18 protein-coding genes are annotated in these 18,539 nt (G+C 44.0%); 13 read left to right on the plus strand and 5 right to left on the minus strand.

Going from position 1 to position 18,539, the window contains the following annotated elements; all coding sequences use genetic code 11:
• Nucleotides 1-14: 14 nt before the first annotated feature.
• The 3 genes from dnm_RS17360 to dnm_RS17370 form a co-directional block, all read right to left on the minus strand.
• Nucleotides 15-1,589, minus strand: coding sequence for a hypothetical protein (locus dnm_RS17360; protein WP_207678177.1), 1,575 nt, complete (start codon nt 1,587-1,589; stop codon nt 15-17).
• 356 nt (nt 1,590-1,945) lie between these two features.
• Nucleotides 1,946-4,144, minus strand: coding sequence for a PEP/pyruvate-binding domain-containing protein (locus dnm_RS17365; protein ID WP_207678178.1), 2,199 nt, complete (start codon nt 4,142-4,144; stop codon nt 1,946-1,948).
• Nucleotides 4,141-4,593: a pyridoxamine 5'-phosphate oxidase family protein gene (locus dnm_RS17370; RefSeq protein WP_207678179.1), complete on the minus strand. Its 453-nt coding sequence runs from the start codon at nt 4,591-4,593 to the stop codon at nt 4,141-4,143. Before dnm_RS17370 ends, dnm_RS17365 begins: the two co-directional genes overlap by 4 nt.
• Nucleotides 4,594-6,714: 2,121 nt before the next feature.
• On the opposite strand from dnm_RS17370, the gene dnm_RS17375 reads away from it, so the two are divergent.
• Nucleotides 6,715-8,025 (plus strand): YcaO-like family protein, encoded by a 1,311-nt coding sequence (locus tag dnm_RS17375; RefSeq protein ID WP_207678180.1) that lies wholly within the window; start codon nt 6,715-6,717, stop codon nt 8,023-8,025.
• A gap of 160 nt (nt 8,026-8,185) precedes the next feature.
• Here dnm_RS17375 and dnm_RS17380 read toward each other — a convergent pair whose 3' ends face one another.
• The gene (locus dnm_RS17380) at nt 8,186-8,473 is read right to left on the minus strand and encodes a hypothetical protein (RefSeq protein WP_207678181.1); all 288 of its coding nucleotides are present in this window, start codon (nt 8,471-8,473) and stop codon (nt 8,186-8,188) included.
• A gap of 266 nt (nt 8,474-8,739) precedes the next feature.
• Complete coding sequence (locus dnm_RS17385) at nt 8,740-8,910, minus strand: hypothetical protein (RefSeq protein ID WP_207678182.1); 171 nt, start codon at nt 8,908-8,910, stop codon at nt 8,740-8,742.
• A gap of 104 nt (nt 8,911-9,014) precedes the next feature.
• Here dnm_RS17385 and dnm_RS17390 point away from each other — a divergent pair, with 104 nt between their 5' ends.
• From dnm_RS17390 to dnm_RS17440, 12 genes are all read left to right on the plus strand, one after another.
• Nucleotides 9,015-9,200, plus strand: coding sequence for a hypothetical protein (locus dnm_RS17390; RefSeq protein ID WP_207678183.1), 186 nt, complete (start codon nt 9,015-9,017; stop codon nt 9,198-9,200).
• 179 nt (nt 9,201-9,379) lie between these two features.
• A complete protein-coding gene (locus dnm_RS17395; RefSeq protein ID WP_207678184.1) occupies nt 9,380-9,643 on the plus strand; it encodes a DUF4007 family protein in 264 nt (87 codons plus the stop codon).
• 31 nt (nt 9,644-9,674) lie between these two features.
• Nucleotides 9,675-9,842, plus strand: a complete 168-nt coding sequence (locus dnm_RS17400) for a hypothetical protein (RefSeq protein ID WP_207678185.1) — start codon at nt 9,675-9,677, stop codon at nt 9,840-9,842.
• Nucleotides 9,843-9,865: 23 nt separating this feature from the next.
• On the plus strand, nt 9,866-9,997 hold the full coding sequence (locus dnm_RS31325) for a hypothetical protein (protein ID WP_276571809.1): 132 nt from the start codon (nt 9,866-9,868) through the stop codon (nt 9,995-9,997).
• 138 nt (nt 9,998-10,135) lie between these two features.
• On the plus strand, nt 10,136-12,754 hold the full coding sequence (locus dnm_RS17405) for an HsdM family class I SAM-dependent methyltransferase (protein ID WP_207678186.1): 2,619 nt from the start codon (nt 10,136-10,138) through the stop codon (nt 12,752-12,754).
• On the plus strand, nt 12,747-14,105 hold the full coding sequence (locus dnm_RS17410) for a P-loop NTPase family protein (protein ID WP_207678187.1): 1,359 nt from the start codon (nt 12,747-12,749) through the stop codon (nt 14,103-14,105). Before dnm_RS17405 ends, dnm_RS17410 begins: the two co-directional genes overlap by 8 nt.
• Nucleotides 14,106-14,168: 63 nt before the next feature.
• Nucleotides 14,169-14,384 (plus strand): hypothetical protein, encoded by a 216-nt coding sequence (locus dnm_RS17415; RefSeq protein ID WP_207678188.1) that lies wholly within the window; start codon nt 14,169-14,171, stop codon nt 14,382-14,384.
• A gap of 3 nt (nt 14,385-14,387) precedes the next feature.
• Nucleotides 14,388-14,669: a hypothetical protein gene (locus dnm_RS17420; RefSeq protein ID WP_207678189.1), complete on the plus strand. Its 282-nt coding sequence runs from the start codon at nt 14,388-14,390 to the stop codon at nt 14,667-14,669.
• 216 nt (nt 14,670-14,885) lie between these two features.
• Nucleotides 14,886-16,394: an ISKra4 family transposase gene (locus tag dnm_RS17425; protein ID WP_207678190.1), complete on the plus strand. Its 1,509-nt coding sequence runs from the start codon at nt 14,886-14,888 to the stop codon at nt 16,392-16,394.
• 36 nt (nt 16,395-16,430) lie between these two features.
• The gene (locus tag dnm_RS17430; protein ID WP_207678191.1) at nt 16,431-16,673 is read left to right on the plus strand and encodes a toxin-antitoxin system TumE family protein; all 243 of its coding nucleotides are present in this window, start codon (nt 16,431-16,433) and stop codon (nt 16,671-16,673) included.
• A gap of 40 nt (nt 16,674-16,713) precedes the next feature.
• Nucleotides 16,714-16,989, plus strand: a complete 276-nt coding sequence (locus dnm_RS17435; protein ID WP_207678192.1) for a UPF0175 family protein — start codon at nt 16,714-16,716, stop codon at nt 16,987-16,989.
• A gap of 196 nt (nt 16,990-17,185) precedes the next feature.
• A complete protein-coding gene (locus dnm_RS17440) occupies nt 17,186-18,538 on the plus strand; it encodes an AAA family ATPase (protein ID WP_207678193.1) in 1,353 nt (450 codons plus the stop codon).
• Nucleotide 18,539: the final 1 nt, after the last annotated feature.

Consider the following 18,539-nt stretch of genomic DNA (forward strand, 5'->3'; position numbering starts at 1 on the left):
ATACTACTTATGTGTCATTGCGTATTCAGAAGTTCCGGAAAGGTCATTTTCTTTTGGATACATTTCTCCATCAGAGAACAGTTCACGCTGAACTCATTTCCGGATTTTCTCAATAATTCCAAATAGGGTTTGCTTTCAAGGGCTTCGTATAAATCCCGGGTGGTCATGCGGGCAAATTTCACATATTGCGATCTGCCGGACGGTGTTGCCCCGACCCTCGGTTTTGTGAATCCGTCATACGCGGTCAGTCCGGGCGGTATCCGCAAAAAAACAGGCTCCATGTCAATGCCCACGGTTCGTATGCTTAACGCACGGTTGCAATTAAACGAGGTGTACCAGGGGGCGGAAAGTGATCCCCGGAGCATTTCAAAATTGCGGCATCCTTTGGTTTCAAAAACAAGGAATTTCCCCCGGGAAAGCCCTTCGATCTGTTCAATAAGGGCTTCGGAAATGTGGCGGACATCCATGCAGCCGGCCATGGGCCCCGCGGAAGAGACCAAAAAACGTCCCTCGCGCCGCAGCAGGGATAATTTTGCAAAAACCGGATCATCAAGCACATCCGGCAGATCATCACAGGCAAAATCATTTCCATATCTGCCGTTTCTCGGAACAAACAACAGATAAAGCTGATGGTTTCTTTGCATCATGATTTCAAATCGTTTCAGGTCAACAAGGGATTCCATATAATCATCACTGAAAAACACCAGCAGCGTCGGTTCCTCAGCATCAACAACCTCCTGAAAATACCTATCCATGGAATCAAGACCAAATCTCTCGCCGGATGCGCTGCTCAAGGATATCATCATCTTCGAAACCTGATCAAGTTCATCACGGGAAACCGCATGAACGGAGTTCATGTCTTTTATCCAGGTTTTCTCAATGGGAATCAGGTCCTGGTTTAACAGGGCCGAGGCCGCGGACGCACTGCTTTTCAAATTGATTCCCACATATCCGGACAAAACCGAGATGTGGATGAGCTGACGGATGCCCGAATCCGTGGGCCGGAGGGTTCCGTTGGCGTCCAGACAGGATATCAGGGACATGGCAAGCCGATGGCATATCTTGTTAAAGGTTTCGTATAAGTAAGGCTCATCTGGTGATGTATCTTTTTCAGTGATCATCATGATCATGCGGATAAACACATCTTCATACATCTGCTGAGGAATCAGTTCGCAAAGGGGATGACCGCGGTTGTCTCTGAATTCCAGAATAATTCTGACTTTCTCTGTCACTTCCTCTCTGAATTCGCCTGACAAGGCTGTCGCCGATGCGACAGGAGAACCATTTTTCATTCTCATAAGGGTCCGGGTCACAATACGGTTCAGCCAGTTGTCATAAGTCTCAACCCTGTCTTTCAGAGTGTCCTGAAATAGCTCCGGGAACCCTTTCCGCAGCCCAATGGAAGATGTCCCGGGCACCCGGTGCGGACCAAAAAAAGGTTCAATCCTGTTTTCGGGGGCCGCGTTGTTCTCCTTTGACAAGATCAGCCGGACCATCTCGGACTGAAATAACGGAGAAGATCCGGCCAGTTGTTCGGAAGAGGAAATCACGGCCTTGAATTTTTGATGAAATGATAATGTCAGAGTCATTTTTTACTCAGCAGATATGATTGGTTGATTCGGAATTGGGAATTGCATTACTCGATAATCAAATTTTTTCTGATTTAAGAAGCTCCGGACAGATCCGGAGTGCAAAAATTGTATTTTTGCAATTGCGAAAAAACATTTTTCGCACTCCGGAGCTGCTACAAATATGCCGCCCCCACGGGGCTTTGCCGGGCTCCCCTAAATCCGTTATAATCAGAATTTTTGATCCGATCCGGTCGGACAGTCTGCCTTTCTGTGAAAATAGGAATCCGCTTTCCGGAGATTTTACGAATTCGGAGGCAGTGGATTCCTGCTTTCGCAGGAATGGCAAAAAAAACTTGATTATCGAGTAACAGGAATTAAATGTCTCCGGCTCCCACCGTGACAATCCCCAGGAACCCATCTACTGTGACCTCGTCGCCGGTTCGGATGAAGCTGGTGGCATTGGCGATCCCGGTCACGCAGGGCAGACCATATTCCCTGGCAATGATGGCCCCATGAATCAGCATACCGCCTCTGCGTTCAACCACGCCCGAGGCCAGCGGCACAACAAAGGTCATGTTGGGATCCACCGCGTCGCACACCAGCACTTCTCCGGCCTTAAATTCCGCAAGCTCGGAATGCTGCTGAATCACCCGGGCCTTGCCTCTGCACAGCCCCGGACCCGCGGGCTGTCCCACCAGCTGCCGGGGTTTTATTTCAAAAGACTGTCCGCTTTGTTTCTGATAAGGATTCATCGGCTCGGCGCGGTGTTCCAGATCATCCAGAACTGTTTTCAGTTCTTCTGACACAGATTGTGTTTCTCCGGATTGTGAAGATGCGTTTATTCGCTCTTTTGCAACCTGAACACATATCAGAACCTGGGCCTCAATCCGTCCCAGATAAATATTGTCATCATCCCTGAGACGATAACTTGAACGGGCCAGATCGAGCAATTCGCCAGCCCAGTCCCTCTCCTGCCCCTGGAAATGACTCAGAAACCGCTCTTTAAGGTCAGAAGCGCTGTCTGATTTTCGTTTGCGTTCACCCGGAACAGGATGCGCGGCCATTTCAAGAAGAATATTGAAAAGGGGCATCGCATCTTCAACACACTGGGTTCCGCCGGTCATGGAACAGGAGAGATCGCCGAATTTCTGGATAAAGCTTTCCACCTCAGCCAGAAACGCGGGTTTTATCCGGCCAGCGTCTCCCTGTCTCAGCTGCGCGGCAAGCTGCGGATCATGACGAATCTGTTCCGCCAGTTCCGCCAGAATCTGATTTCGCTCCAGACTCGCCATTTCAGTCTGGGTCAGCAAATCAACAAATTCATAGGCATCTTTGGGCTGCATCACGTCATTATATACCTGCCCGAACAATCGCACCCCGTGAGCAAAGGGAATAAAATCCTCCCAGTAAACATTGACCCAGTTTTGATTCATCTCCCATCGCCGTCTGATCTCCTGTGCGAGTTCCTGATCTGACAGCGTATCCGGATCAGTCTCTGCCATTGTCCGGGCCGTTTCAATCATTTTGGGAATCAGCTCATGTTCGATCTTTTTACGCAGGGCCTTCAGGTTTTCAAAACTGCGATGCAGGCTCAGATACCAGCTTCGGTTGTCTCCGGGAGTCTCTCCGCCACTGCTCGTAATGGGGCGGGACTGAAGCAATAAAAGCGTGTTGTCTTTATAAGTCCATTCTGTATCCTGGGGCAGTTTAAAAAAATTTTCCGCCCGGAGCGACACATTGAAGACCCCCAGGACTTCATCCGGGTTCAGGGGCGGAACCGTTGACAGTTCAGGAGGCAGGGGACTCATCACAACTCCGTCACCATGGGGGATCATTTGTTGCTGACGCTGCGCGGGCGTATGCGTGAGAACAGTCTTTCGCTCCCGATCTAATATCCAGCGATCCGGCTCCACCAGGCCGTCCACCAGGCCCTGATTCAGACCGTAAACCGATTCGATCACGGCCTGGGACGGATGGTTGGGATTTTTGGAAAAAGCCACACCGGAGCGGTCTCCCACGATAATTTCCTGGATAACCACCGCCATGGCGCTTTTTTCCGCATCCAGCCCGATTTCCTGACGGTACAGCAGGGCCGCGTCAGACCAGAGCGAGGCCCAGACCTTGCGAATATGCGCTAAAATGGCATCCGTGCCCTGAATATTCAGATAAGACTCGTGCAATCCCGCAAACGACGCATGTGCATCATCTTCTTCCGGGGCTGAGGAACGCACCACAACCCGCTTGTCTTTAAATCGGTTTGCAATCTCCTGCCGGAGCCTCGTCCCGATCTCTTCCGGCATGGGGGTTCGCAGAAACATATTGCGAATCCGCGTGGCACAATCCCAAATTTCCTCCCATCGCATTTCTTTGAAATTCTTTCGGTTCAGTTCAATCAGGACGCGTTCGCGAAGGCCCGTGCGCAGCACGAACTGATCATACGCATCCACGGTCAGGCAAAGGGTTTCCGGAATCGTGAATCCGTTTCCGGCCAGTTGCGCCAGGGCATAGCCTTTGCCTCCGACCCGGTCCCGGTCGCCAGAGGTGATTTCAGATATGTTCAGAATCCAGTTCATTGTGTGAAATGAAACTCCATAACATTTTGAAAATTTTTGACAAGATAATAGGAAGCCGCGGTCACCCGTACCAGCGCACAGGTGGGGGATTTGGCAAATTCTTCCAAGTGGGGATGTTTTGCCAGATAAAGAGGCAGGACACGGGTCCGGTCATCTCCGGTGATTTCCTCAGCCTTGCCCACGGCTGTCACTGCAATGGCCTGGTGAAAGTCGGTGTTCTGATTGGTGCTGTTGTTGATGAGAAGTGCCACCCGGGAATCCGCACTCAGATTGGCAAATTTGCGTGTGGCCCTAGGGGTGACAAAGTAAAGATATTTCAGGTCGTCCGTGGTGACAAACGCCACCAGGTTCGCATAGGGTTGTTCTTCGTTGTGGGTGGCGAGAACTGCAAGATTTTGGGACACAAACAGTTCTCGGATTTGCCTTTGGATGTCTTCTGCTTTTTCCATGAACAGATCTCCGGGGAAAAAATTAATTTTTTCGGTCACTAATAAATCAGCGTCTCAAAGCCATGAGCCGCAGTCTTTAGTCTGCTTTGAAAAATACCAGAAACTTGTTATTTTCCTCCTCTTGGGAACAGGCTCTGCAAAGCAGGGGGGATTGGCAGAACCCTATCCTTATGTTTTGTCAATTTTAGGCAAAAGTGTATTCTTTTTTATTAATAATGGTTCGGACAGGTTTTGATAATTAGGGACGATAAAAATTTTAACCTGTTGAAATCAGAGGGATTAAATTTTTGAGTCGGAAATCGTCGAGCCTAATAAAAACAATGGGTTATAAAAATTTCCCGACAGATTAATTAATATATACCCTATAAAAAAATAATAAGCAACCGTCATTAGATCGAAAACGTTTCATTCTGCCTGTGAAACTACAGGGATTTTATTTATTAACAATATGAAATCATTAATAGAATAAAACTTTACAGTTTTCATCGGCTCGAAAAAAATTCGAATATCCAAAAATTTTCGATCTACTGACACTAACATATCACAAATGCTCTGCCTATCGGCTGTCCTTCCAACACTGAAAAACTTTTAGGAATTTCCCCAAAAATAAAATACCCGGAACATAGGGTGGGTTCCGCTTCGCTCCACCCACCCTATGTTTTTTGTATCCGGGTATGTTTATTTCGAGAAAAGCGGTGGGTTCCGCTTCGCTCCACCCACCCTACGTTTTTTGTATCCGGGTATGTTTATTTCGAGAAAAGCGGTGGGTTCCGCTTCGCTCCACCCACCCTACGTTTTTTGTATCCGGGTATGTTTATTTCGAGAAAAGCGGTGGGTTCCGCTTCGCTCCACCCACCCTACGTTTTTTGTATCCGGGTATGTTTATTTCGAGAAAAGCGGTGGGTTCCGCTTCGCTCCACCCATCCTACGTTTTTTGTATCCGGGTATGTTTATTTCGAGAAAAGCGGTGGGTTCCGCTTCGCTCCACCCATCCTACGTTTTTTGTATCCGGGTATGTTTATTTCGAGAAAAGCGGTGGGTTCCGCTTCGCTCCACCCACCCTACGTTTTTTGTATTCGGGTATGTTTATTTCGAGTTCCCTTGAAGCGTGTTTGAAAAATAATTCCAAATGCGGCCCGGGAAGTTAAAGGAGACAGATACTGTTTTTGACATCTTTATTGAGAGACATATCCTGAAAAAAAGTTTTGTCTGACCTTGACAAATAAAAAAAATTTAGTTAATTTCATCAGATTTTATAAGAATTATACTGATGATAAAGGATTTTGGGGAGGTCGGTCCGCCCCCTGAGCTTGTCGAAGGGAAGCGGCTACTGTTTCGACAAGCTCAACGATCGGTCCGGGCTGTTCCCATTTCCCCCCCGGGCCTGTCTGAGGGGCCTTTCGAAGAATCCGGAATATACGTTTTTTCCGTATGTTCCGCTGTTTTATCGGGGCCTTCCCAAAATCCGTTATAATCAGCTCTTTTTCAGAAGCGGATAGGATTAAACAAAAATTAGAGGAAATTGGCATTTATTTATACCGAATGGTTATTAATAAAGCCAGAATGCCGAATATTCCTGATCAAATTCAAAATGAATTTAAAAAACAAAAAAAATAATGTTTCCATTTGCACCAGAGCCTCTTGTTGGATTAACTCCTCTTCATCACTATATCAAAGCCGACAAAAAGATATTTATGGATTTCTAAGCTGAACTGTTTTATACGGGTGGAGAGGTTTTCAAAATGTCTTACCTTCATTAGAGAAGTGTTTGATGAACGTGACATAAAAACTATATCTGATTATTAGTATTCCCCTGGGGTGATGAAAATGTCACAAACCGAGCTGATAATTGCGATCCCATTTTTATTCCGCAATTTTTTATCATTAAAAATCAGGAAGTAAAAAAATGCGAGGAACAAAAATGGGATCAGTTTTTTCAAAGCCTTGGAAACATTTTCATCACCCCAGTATTCCCCCCTAATTCATCTGAAATCTGAAAACAAAGACAGGGGAATCGAAAATTGGAAAACAGTTTTCGAGTAAAAAAAGCCTAACCCTGTCAGATTTTCGGAGTCTTGCATTGGCTATATATCAATCCGTTATAATTATAGGGAATAATATATGAATTTTAAAAATTATATCCGCAACGAATTTGGAAAAACTGATACACCGGAAAACACTATCCGTAATATCGTCGCCGGATTTGACCGGCTGGGCTATGATATTCAATATATGCCTTTTCAGTTTTCAGACCAGATTCATTGGTCCAACATTTGTATCTATTCCATTAATATGGAATGTCAGGGAAAGGGCCTGACACCTCTGCTTTCCAAGGCCAGTGCCCACGCAGAACTGGCCGAGCGGTTCAGCGGCGGGCTGTTCTTCCAAGCATTTGAAGAACAAGTTCGCTTTAACATGCCTGCCCTTTACAGTCGGGAAGTCAACCGTTTTTTAAACTATGAATGGCTGAATGGCTATGTCAACAGCCACCAGGATAACTTGAAAACTGAATACCTGTCTGTTGAAACACTGTTAAGCAGCCAGTCCCACCTGACTTCGGAGGATATCAAGGAAATCAAAAACAGCCAGCTGGCCAGACACTGGGTAGATGGCTATTCGATAATGCAGGACAAAACCGTCAAGGTTCCCATTAATTTTATTGCCTACATTAACGCTTCCAATGGCATGGCAGCCGGAAATACTTTGGAGGAGGCCATTATTCAGGCTACATGCGAAGTCTTTGAACGGCACACCCAAATTCAGATCATCAAGCCTGAGCAAACCATCCCCACCATTGACATGAATACACTTAAAAATGACCGCCTGAAGTCCATGATCGCATTTTATGAAAACGAAAATGTTGAAATCATCCTAAAGGATTTCTCTATGGGCGGACAATTTCCAAGCATCGGTGTGCTGTTTATCAATCACAATCTGCGGGTTGGAAGACTGGAGCATAAGATTCTCATACCAGGTGTTTCTCTCAATTTGGAGGAAGCGCTCAGTCGCTGTCTGACTGAATACATGCAGGGCCGCAGCACTCTGATGACCTCCCGTCCTGATATGGACAGGCCAGTCATCCATCGTTCCCGCATCTCCAATTTTTATCTGCTGTTCAAGTGCTGTGTCTCTCAAAAAGATATTTCCTTTTTGGAAAAAGGTGATACCATTGCTCTCAGGGACAGTATAAACGGAGATATTTTATCAGAAATCGAAGCAATCAAAAAGGTATGCCGTGATCTTGATACCGATCTTATTGTTTTGGATCTCACCCATCCGGTACTGGAATTTCCCGTAGTTCGAGTTGTTATGCCTGGCATTTCGGACTTTCTTCCATTTGTTTATAAGGATATTTTAACGTCGGCTGACACCAGCCCGGGTGCTGTCTGGCGTGGAGAACATTTTAAAAACGTAATGAATTCTTTTTTTTGAAATTCGGGGGACACATAAGTACCTAACCATAAGTTTTCGATATTTGACCGGGGAAGAAACCCGGCTTTTTTTCCGGAATGATCCGTTGCCCCTGAGGGAAAAAGCCGGGTTTCTCCGCCGTTCGCAGAAAAAAATGTATAAAAAACTTTTGATCGGGTACTTACTTATAGGCTTTAAGAAAAAGATTATCCGGAGTGCGAAAACAGAGCGCAGCGGTTTTTCGCACACAACTTCTTAAAAGCTGTAGATCATATTCTGCAACAATATAGGTTTCAAGTGTATGAAATAAAGGTTTGTCAAAGTCTTCAAATCTGAAAATATTAAGACCTTTGTCCAGCCAGAGAGAACAATTCTCTTCTCCTCGAATCTGAACTCTCCTGAAATGAGGGATTTCCTTGGATGAATCCAGAAGATCGTATTTTATTTTTACGTTCTTACCCTCATACATTTTCTGAACGGTTCACGGATATAAGTACCTGATCACTCGATGTTCAAGTTTTTTGACCCGGTTCGACTAAAAAGCCTGTCATTCCTGCTTTCGCAGGAATGACAGAAAAAAACTTGAACATCGAGTGATCAAAAATTTTTTATACATGTTTTTTTCTGCGAGCGGCAGAGAAACCCGGGTTTTTCCTTTGTCGGAGAAGCATCATTCCGGAAAAAAAAAGCCGGGTTTCTTCTCCGGGCAGATATTAAAAATTTATGGTTAGGTACTTAGACATTTTTATCATCACTTGTCGTCACTTTTATTTTCAGGCTGTTACGAGAAGCTTTAAGCGCAATGGTATTTATCAACATTTCCAACCTGTTAAACTGATAGCGATTTCTCAGAAAACGGTCATAGATTTCGACATGTTTGATTAATTCCGGAGTATGCTCGGACAAAAGGTCTTTTCACGATTGTCTCAGACCGCTTTTTACCCGGGTCACTTGTGCGAGGAGGAACTGCCCCGGAAACACGCCTGCCGGACACCCCGGGGGAATCTTTTTTGAAATATGTTGAGACAGGGCTGAGTCCGAGCAAATCTTATAAGATGGTTTGTGCTTCTGAGTGTTCTGAATCTTCCGGGTACGAGTTGGAATGCCGAGGATATTGCAAGGATATCTCTGCTGATGATGATCTGGCGAAATCTCCCGAGTCTGAGAAGTTTCCGCTTTCAAGGGGGATGTTTTGAAAAGATTGATATGATTTTACTTGATTTATGATGTTAGTCGGTTATAACGTCAGGTTATTCAATATGTTTTCCGGACGGAGTCCGCAACCCCGTCCGAATCGTTCATTGCCAGTGATTAAAAAACTTGCCCCCCTGTCCGACAGGGAATTTAACACTTTAATATAAAAATTTATCCGATAATGAATCAAATTATCGGTTTTGAAATCGTTTATGCTATGACTGAATTCACTGAATTACCAAATAACGGCTTTTTTGCCAGACATGAAACCTTCTGTCCGAGATACGGATGGCTCAAAAAGGGATTTGACGGTGTCCGGGAATCTGATATTTTTGACAGCCCCGATGCGATTGAAAAACTGGGGGTCGGCAAAAATATGGTCAGAGCCATCCGATTCTGGTGCGTTGCATTTAAAATTATTGAACCTGTTTTGGGACTGTCATGATATTACGGATTTTGAGGAGGAGCTTACAGAGGTGAAAGAACCTGTCTTTGAAGGCATGGACAACAGGATTCTTTCCCTGATGCTGAATTCCGAGCAATATGACAAATTAAAACAAATTGCGGATCAGAAAAAAATCAGTAGCATGACGCTTGTCACTGAGAGGTTCGGACAATTGAACCACCTTTCAATTTGGGTTTAAGACAAAAGTTAAGGAGGTATTTTATGGAACTTATTGAGATAAAAAACGATATACAAAATACAATTGGAAAACTTTCTCATGACAAGCTTGAAATCGCTTTGGAATTTCTGAAAGAGTTGCAGGCTTACCCTGAGAAGTGGAAGAAGCTTGTCTGAGAGGCGTTTCGTTCAGAATTTGGCAACGATGACCAGAACGCGAAGATGCCTTGCCGGATATGATGTGGGAAAACTCGGTGAAAAGAAGAAGCACATTTCCTGATATTCTGAAATGGCTTGAGAGGGCGGAGAAAGAGCATGATGATATCTTCCTATAAAAAAGAACGAATCATAAAAGCTGTTATTTCCTTGGGATATACAAAGGCAATGATTCAGAAGAATTTCAGCTTTTTAGGGAGCAATGGAAAAGCAACTGCCGACATGATTGCTTTCGGCAACTGCCGACATTTTGATATGGAAACGGCTTGCCTCGGTATCCATTTTCAACAGAACGGCAATTCTGAAATACTCCGTGATTTCATAATGCTGGCAATACCTTATGCCATTCTGGCGTATTCAGACAAAGTGGAGATCTGGCCATTAAGGGAAAGCGGACCTGACAGAGAGAACAAGGTTGAACGCCCTTATGACCAACTGGATGATTTTTTTGCGGAAAATCGTATCAATTTTGCGCCTGATTCCATAATGAAAGCCAAAGAACAGGGAAGACAGCTCTCTTTTGCTGATTTGGATATGGGAATGCTTTATGACTGGAGTTTCAATGCTACAAAAAAGAGACTGAAATCGAATTTTGAATCGGCAATTGAAAATGCCAGGATGAAGTTAAAAAAAGCACAATTTCAAAGTCTCAGCAAAGTAAGTATCAAATTACTGGCAGCCGCTGTTCTTCAGGATAAAGGTTATCTGAAACCTGTCAATGGTCTGAAAATCCTGAAATCCGCTCAACACCTTTATCCGAATTATTTTTTAACAGAGGATATTCAGCGTTTGGATAAAAAAATTCTTGAAGACCTGTTAAAAGATATCCGAGCAGGCGGATGTGTCTTCACGAATCTCACTACCGAAATGTTGGATCATTTGTATCAATATGCTTTTGTGGATGAGAAACTGAGAAAGAAACTCGGTATTTATGCGACACCGCCCAAATTGGCCCGGATGATAGCAGGCAATCTTCCTTTTGAAGATATCAGACCGGAAGATTTGTTTTTATTGGACGGAGCATGCGGTTCAGGCAGTCTCCTGGCAGCCGGATATAAACGTCTTTACGATCTTCTCCCTGTGCGTAAAAGCGAGAATGAGAAACATCAGTATCTTTCTGACCATATCTTAGGAATGGACAGGGATCTTTTTGCAACGGAAATCGCCCGTCTTTCCTTACTTCACGAAAGTCTGCCTTCCGGTAATAAATGGAATATTCAAACGAAGGATTTCCTGAAAACAGGTTCGCAGGATTTTCCAGCCAGACCTTTTGTCATCTTGGCAAATCCGCCTTATCGGGAAGCCCGCGGAGAAAACCGCATCGAAATGGCAGTTCCCTTTGTGGAGAAAAATCTTGATTTGCTTCGAGACAACGGGCTCATGGCAATTATCCTGCCGGAAACATTTTTACAAAAATCAAGTTGCCGGAATGTTCGCAACCGTATTTTGCATGAATGTGAAATACTTGACCTCTGGCAACTGCCGGAAGGAGTGTTTGGAGAATCCGGTTCGGCAACCACCGTTCTGTTTTTAAGAAAGAACACAAAAAAAACTGGGAGTCTGCCTGTGCGGATAAAACGGGTGCTGAATAAGGATAAGACACTGTTTTTAAATCGCGGACATGCCAGTTTTTCTTATGTGTTTCCCGATCAGAATCATTGGATACAGACCGATTTTCAAATCATCCCCAATATTTTTAACAGATTATGGGACAGGATTTCCGAATTTCGGAAATTGGGAGACATGGCGGAAATCAGAAACGGAATAACGCCGGGGAAAGGCAGAGAAGATCAGTTTTGCCATGATGACCCGCCCGGGGAATGGAAAAAATGGCTGAATGGTCCGTCAGCCATCCGTCATTTTCTGATTGACTGGGAGAATCAGAGGAGAACAAAGAAGCCCTTTGCCAATCGTTATGTGAATTGGCCGGGTAAATTATATCGTCCGATAACCGACCTGGAAAAAATCTTTGATGCCAGGAACAGAAAAATTATAATGAATGCCCGGAGGAATCCGAATACCCGCTGGCGTATCACGGCAGCCATAGATGATGTCGGTTATTTTCCCAGCTATGACTTATTTTTACTATTTGATTTAAAACAGAATGTAACCTTGGAAGAGCTTACCGCCGTATTAAATCATTCTGTGTCAAGTGCGTGGATTGACGATCATATCCGGTTGAAATATTTGCGTAAGAATGAATTAAGGCAACTCCCGGTTCCTGAATTTGACAAGCTTCAGAAAAAGGATTTGAAACGTCTGGTCAGAAAGTTAATGCGTAACCCGAATACTGCCGAATATAAAAAAAGGATAATTCAGATTGATGAAATTTTAGACAGCGCTTACGGGCTTTCAGATGAGGAAAAGAGATGTTTAAAAGCGTCCGGGTTTGTCAGAAAAGGATTTGACGAAGATATCTTTGAAAAAGAAAAAGAGTTGTTTCCCAATAAAACCTGGACTGTTACCGGAATTGTTGAAGATATTGATGCAGGCCGTAATAAAGTCGAAGTTTGGTTCAGAGGTTGTGGTGAAGATGCTGCTGAAATCCCGATACCACGGGAGATGCCGGGCTGGGCCCTCAGAACCGAAGTTGCATTTGAGGCGGAAATTCCGTTTGAGCAACGGCATCGCCCGGATTGGTCTCAACTCCGCAATTTTCAACCAATCAGATATGGTTATATGGATGAAGAAGAACTTTTGGCAGAACTTGATGGATAAGGATAACCGGTATGAAATCTGTGAAAATAGCGTTTTTAAGTGTGGGACATGGCGATTCTTCTGTTATTGTCTTTTTCCTGATCTGACCCATGTGCTGCTTCTCCGTCCCACGCAGTCGTTTACGGTTTTTCTTCAGCAACTGGGCAGGGGACTGAGGCTTGCGCCGGATAAAGATTATCTGGTTGTCATTGATTTTGTGGGGAATTTTCGCAAAGCCCATATCGCGCCCATGGCCCTGACGGGCTGCACGTCTGCGGAGCAGTTTTTTGAGGCGTACAAGGCCAATCCCGGGGAAAAGATAAGCGGGCTGCTTCCGGAAGGGTGCTATCTGGATGCTGATATTGAGGTTCGGCGGATATGGGATGATGAAATTAAGCGGATTATCGGGAGGATGTCGCCGGATGAGCGGCTGAAAGCTCTTTATCTGGATATCAAAAATGATCTCGGAGACAAATCCCCCACGCTTACAGATTTTCTTGCCAATACTTATGATGCGGATCCGTATGTTTTCATTAAGCATTTCGGGGGATGGCTGAGAACCCGGGCCGCGTGTGAGGAAGATTTGCCCGAGGCAGAAAAACGCCTGCTGAATACCCCGGGGGAATCTTTTCTGAAATATCTTGAAACAGGGCTGAGTCCGAGCAAATCTTACAAGATGGTTGTCCTTTTGGCAGTTCTGAATCTTCCGGGAATGGCTTGGAATGTGGAGGATATTGCAAGGGGCTTCCTGGATTATTTTCTTGTGAATAAAGACCGAATTTCTGATTATGACGATCTGGCGAAGTCCGGGGAACCTGAGAAATTCCGGCTTTCAAAAGTGATGACTCATATTAAAAATATGCCGTTACGCTTTCTCAGCAATACGAATAAGGACTGTTTTATCTTTGACCGGGATAAGGGGATTTTCAGTCTTAAACCTGAATTTCATGAATATTGGAATGATGATTTTTTTAAGGGGCTTGTACAGGAACGGACGGAATTTCTGATTGCGCGGTATTTTCAGAGGCGGAGACTGCGGCAGATTGTTTATTTTACGCGGTCTGTCTTAAAAGACGGGTTTGCGCTTGGCCGGATATTTGCGGAGAGATTTCTGAACGGAAAAACGCTTTCTTCAGGGGAAAAGAAAAAAATTACATTGGTCTTGAACAAGCAGAAATTTAAGGCTATGATAAGACGCTCGGATTCGGGGAAAGATTATCGAGTTGAATATATTGGTGAAACGAATATCTTGAAAATGCTTGCGGATTGTATGAAGCCCCTGCCGAAAAAAGGTGAAAAGGCTTTTGCGCTTTCGGTGAAGAATGATGCGATTTGGGTTGAGATTCCGAAAAAGATGAATGGGATAGGGTAATTGAATCCTGATGTCATTCGGAGATTCAATTTGATTGAAAATAAACAATTAAGGAGATATCTTATGGAACTTGCTGAGATAAAAAACGATATACAAAATACAATTGGAAAACTCTCACCTGACAAGCTTAAAATCGCTTTGGAATTTCTGAAAGAACTACATGAAACCGAGGAGGAGGAGACCCGGCTGCCTCTCAGCACACCGGGATTTGTCGAAGATTACCGTGAGGCAAAAGAGGATATGAAAACAGGGAAAACCATCACTGCGGAGGATAAATAAACCATGCTTTCAAATTTACAGGAAAAAGTTTTTTCCGCCCTTCACATTTCAAAAAAAGATCTGCTGGATGAAATGTCCGTGATCTTAGCCAGCCAGCAATTGTCCGAATATTCAATGGAAGTTGATTTTTTTGAAAAAAAATACGGTAAGAAATTTGAAGAGTTTGACCGCTATTTCCGAAGTCATGAGGTCAGCTATGAGATGGAAAATGACTGGATGAACTGGAAATTTTCGGTTGAGAGCCGGAAATACTGGGAGGAAATTCTGAAACACAATGATTCTTGATATTATTCAGAAGTATTCGGATATCATCGAAAGTTACGATATTCTGAAATTCAGATCAGCGGGGAGTTCGTATCAGTTAGTTTGTAAAATTGAAATGGGTGTGGCTACTTTGGGACGACGAAGTATATGAATAATACTAATATATTGTCTTGACTTGCAGGCATATCATTGCTATGTTCCGTTGAGATAACTTTTTATGTATCTCATGGAATCGCTATGTTCAGGTCATATGTCAGAGAAGCATTTGTAAGTGCGGAAGAAAAATTTCTTCAGTTGACTGAACTGCTTGGCAGCAGTGAGGCAGGTAAAATGATGCTGAGTGAGGTTGAATCGACAATAAACGGTGAAGGTCGGGAACTGTTGCGACTTTTGCTGCAAGGTCATGTGGATGACCGGGGAATCTGTGACATCGGAAAATCCGTCGTCGGTTCGGACGGAGTTGTGAGAAGCCACAAAAGAATCAGAGAACGTGAGATAAAAACATTGTTCGGGGCAGTCAGAATAAGACGGATGGGATATTCTGTCCGTGGTGCGGACAGTCTGTTTCCGAAGGACGGTTTTCTGAACCTGCCGAAAATCTCCTATTCTTTCTGCTTGCAGAAGCTTATTACGGAAGAGGCGGTCAGAGGCTCTTTTGAGGAGGGCATGAAAAGTATCAGAAGGATGACAGGTATCACGATACCGAAACGTCAGGCTGAGAAAATTGTGTTGTCCGTGTCAGGTGATTTTCACAACTTTTATGAACAGAAAGAATATGATATGCGAAATATGCATGACTGTCCTTTGCTGATTCTGACCATGGACGGCAAAGGCATAGCTATGAGAAAGGAGTCGCTGAGGAAGGAGACAGAGAAAAGGGCGAAAGCGAATCGGCATGATATGAAACGAAGATTGTCTCCGGGAGAGAAAAAGAATTCCAAAAGAATGGCCGCTGTGGCCTCGGTTTACCTGACAGATCGGTTCGTGAGGTCCCCGGGAGATATTATCGGAGAATTGTCCGGGAAAACAGCCGGGACAGGGAAAAAACGTCCGAAGCCTTTTGAAAAAAGGGTATGGGCAAGTGCGGAACATTCCTTCGGAACAGTGGTCAGCGAGATGTTTGACGAGGCGGTGAGCAAAGACCCTTACAGAGAGAAGGAATGGGTCGCATTGGTTGACGGGGACAGGAAACAGATCATATATCTGTCCCGTGAGGCGGAAAAGCATGGGGTCGGAATAACGATAATCTGTGATTTTATCCATATGTTGGAATACTTGTGGGAGGCAGGCGGCACGTTTTTCACTGAGTATGAAAAACGTGAGGAATGGGTCAGAGAACGACTGGCAGGAGTGCTTCGGGGAAAGCCGGGTCTGACCGCTGGCGGAATGAGACGGTCGGCAACAAACAGAGGTCTGAATCAGAGTGAGAGGAAGGCTGTTGACAAATGCGCCCGTTATATTACAACTCTGGCATCCCATATGAGATATGACGAATACCTGAGGAAAGGCTATCCCATAGCCACGGGAGTCATAGAAGGCGCATGCCGATATCTTGTGAAGGACAGAATGGGCATCACAGGTGCCAGATGGGGTCTGAAAGGTGCCGAGGCCGTTTTGAAACTGCGTTCTCTGAAAGTCAGCGGAGAATTTGAGGATTATTGGAAATTTTATGAGAGACAGGAATTTAGCAGAAATCATTATGAAAAATATGCAGAACCTGAATTTTTAATGCATATTGTCACCTGATATTCCGTCGTCCTAAAGTAGCCACACCCAATTGAAATGAGGGACAAAACGCTTCTGTTTGTCCGGGACTATCTTTTTTCAGAGGGTTCCAGAAAATATTCGTTTCACTGGCAGGACGTTCACGGCAATTGTATTCTCCGATGGGATAACGCTCCGCACCATCAGGGAGTTTCCACCTTTCCGTATCACAGACATTTCGGAAAGGAGGAACATATCCAGGAATCTCAGCCCATGAGATTGGAAACAGTGCTGGAATATATTCAGGGCCAACGGGAATAAGCTTATCAAGTAAGTAATGTATGGAAAAGCGGAGGAGGATATGGAGGAATATTCCGTTATCATTCCGGATAGGATGGCAAGACAATCGGAGAGGCATTCGGAAAATGTCTCTCAGCAATTCGGAGAGGCATTGGCCATTCAGAAATATCGTACTCGTGAGTTCACGGCGTTTCAGATCGGGGAGATGCTCGGGCATACGTCCCGCTGGGAGACGGACGCTTTTCTGAAAAAGCATCATTGTCACGGATACACAGAGGAAGATTTTGAGAAGGATGGCAAAACACTTGACGAACTATTGGATGAGGCTGTCAGATGAAAGTTGTGGTGGATACATCGCTGTTTTCTCTTTTTTCTTGAACAGTTCCAGTTTCGATGTTACAGATGAGAAAAATCTTTATGGCATGTATGAGATATTCGGTATTCATAATTTTCCCCATGTAAAATTAAAGTATTGAGATTTCTTACAACCCCAAATAATATGACAAAGTAGAAATAAAAGGAGATAAGAAATCATGCTGATAAGATTCACAGTGGAAAACTTTTTGTCTTTTAACGAGCGAACAGATTTCAATATGATTGCCTCGGAAGAGGGCAGACATCCTCACCATGTGGTGAAAAAGAAGTCCGAAAATGAGATCAGCTTGTTAAGAAGTTCGGTGATCTACGGTGCCAACGCTTCAGGAAAATCAAATCTTATCAAAGCGATGGCATTTGCCAGAGAGTTTATTGTCGAAGGAATTGAAAAAAAAAAGGCTGTCAGAGTCGAACCCTTCAGATTAGACAAAGGCAATTTCAAAAGGCCTTCAAGATTTGAATTTGAGTTCCGATACAAGGGAAAACAATATGCCTATGGTTATTCTGTCGACAGATCAAAAGTACATGAGGAATGGTTGTTTGAATTCGGACATGAGATTGAAGTGGCGATATTTGAAAGAAAAGAAAATCACATTGATTTTAACTTTGAGCATGATGCCTTTTCAAATATATCTGAAGATGATAAACAAAGGCTGAGATACGAAGCAAAGGGCACAAGAGACAATCTGCTTTTCCTCACGAATTGTGAGGAGCGGAATATCACATATTTGGAATCTGTTTATGAATGGTTCGATGATATTCTGAACATCATTTTTCCCAGAACCGAGCTTCTGAGCCTTCCCTTTTTTATAGAATCCAATGAGGATATGGAAAAATTTTTTAAAGGAATTTTAGAGTGGTTTGATTTCAGGATAAAGAATATCAAAATTGAAGAAATTGATTTCGAAAATTTTGACGGAATACCAAAGCAGCTCAAAGAAAGCATAAGAAAAGACTTTTTAAACGACCATGAAAAAAAAGGAATAGGCATTTTTTCAGACAGACAGGGTGTCAATTATGTCTTCAAAAAAGATGAGGAGGGAATATTGAGGGTATTGAGGCTGACAACGATAAGAAGCGATAAGGACGGGCAAGAGGTGCTTTTTGAAATCAGTGAGGAATCTGACGGAACCCGCCGCGTTATTGATTTGCTTCCCACGATCATGGCCTTGCGAGGAGAGAGTGTTTTTATCGTGGACGAAATTGAAAATAGTCTGCATCCTCTGCTTGTCAGAGGATTATTTGATCTTGTCTTAAACAATGCGATGTTTGGAACTTCTCAGGGTCAACTGATCGCCTCGACTCATGAGGTTCATTTGCTGGATATAAAACATCTGTTCAGAAAAGATGAAATCTGGTTTATTGAAAAAGACAGACACGGCCAATCTCATGCTTATTCTCTGGCGAAGACGAATGTGGAAGATTTGGATTTGATCAAAGGATATCTGAATGGAAGATTCGGAGCCATACCTTTTATCAGAAACACAAAAGAACTGGGATGGGAAGACTGAG

The organism is Desulfonema magnum, assembly GCF_017377395.1.
GTDB classification, from domain to species: Bacteria; Desulfobacterota; Desulfobacteria; order Desulfobacterales; family 4be13; genus Desulfonema_C; species Desulfonema_C magnum.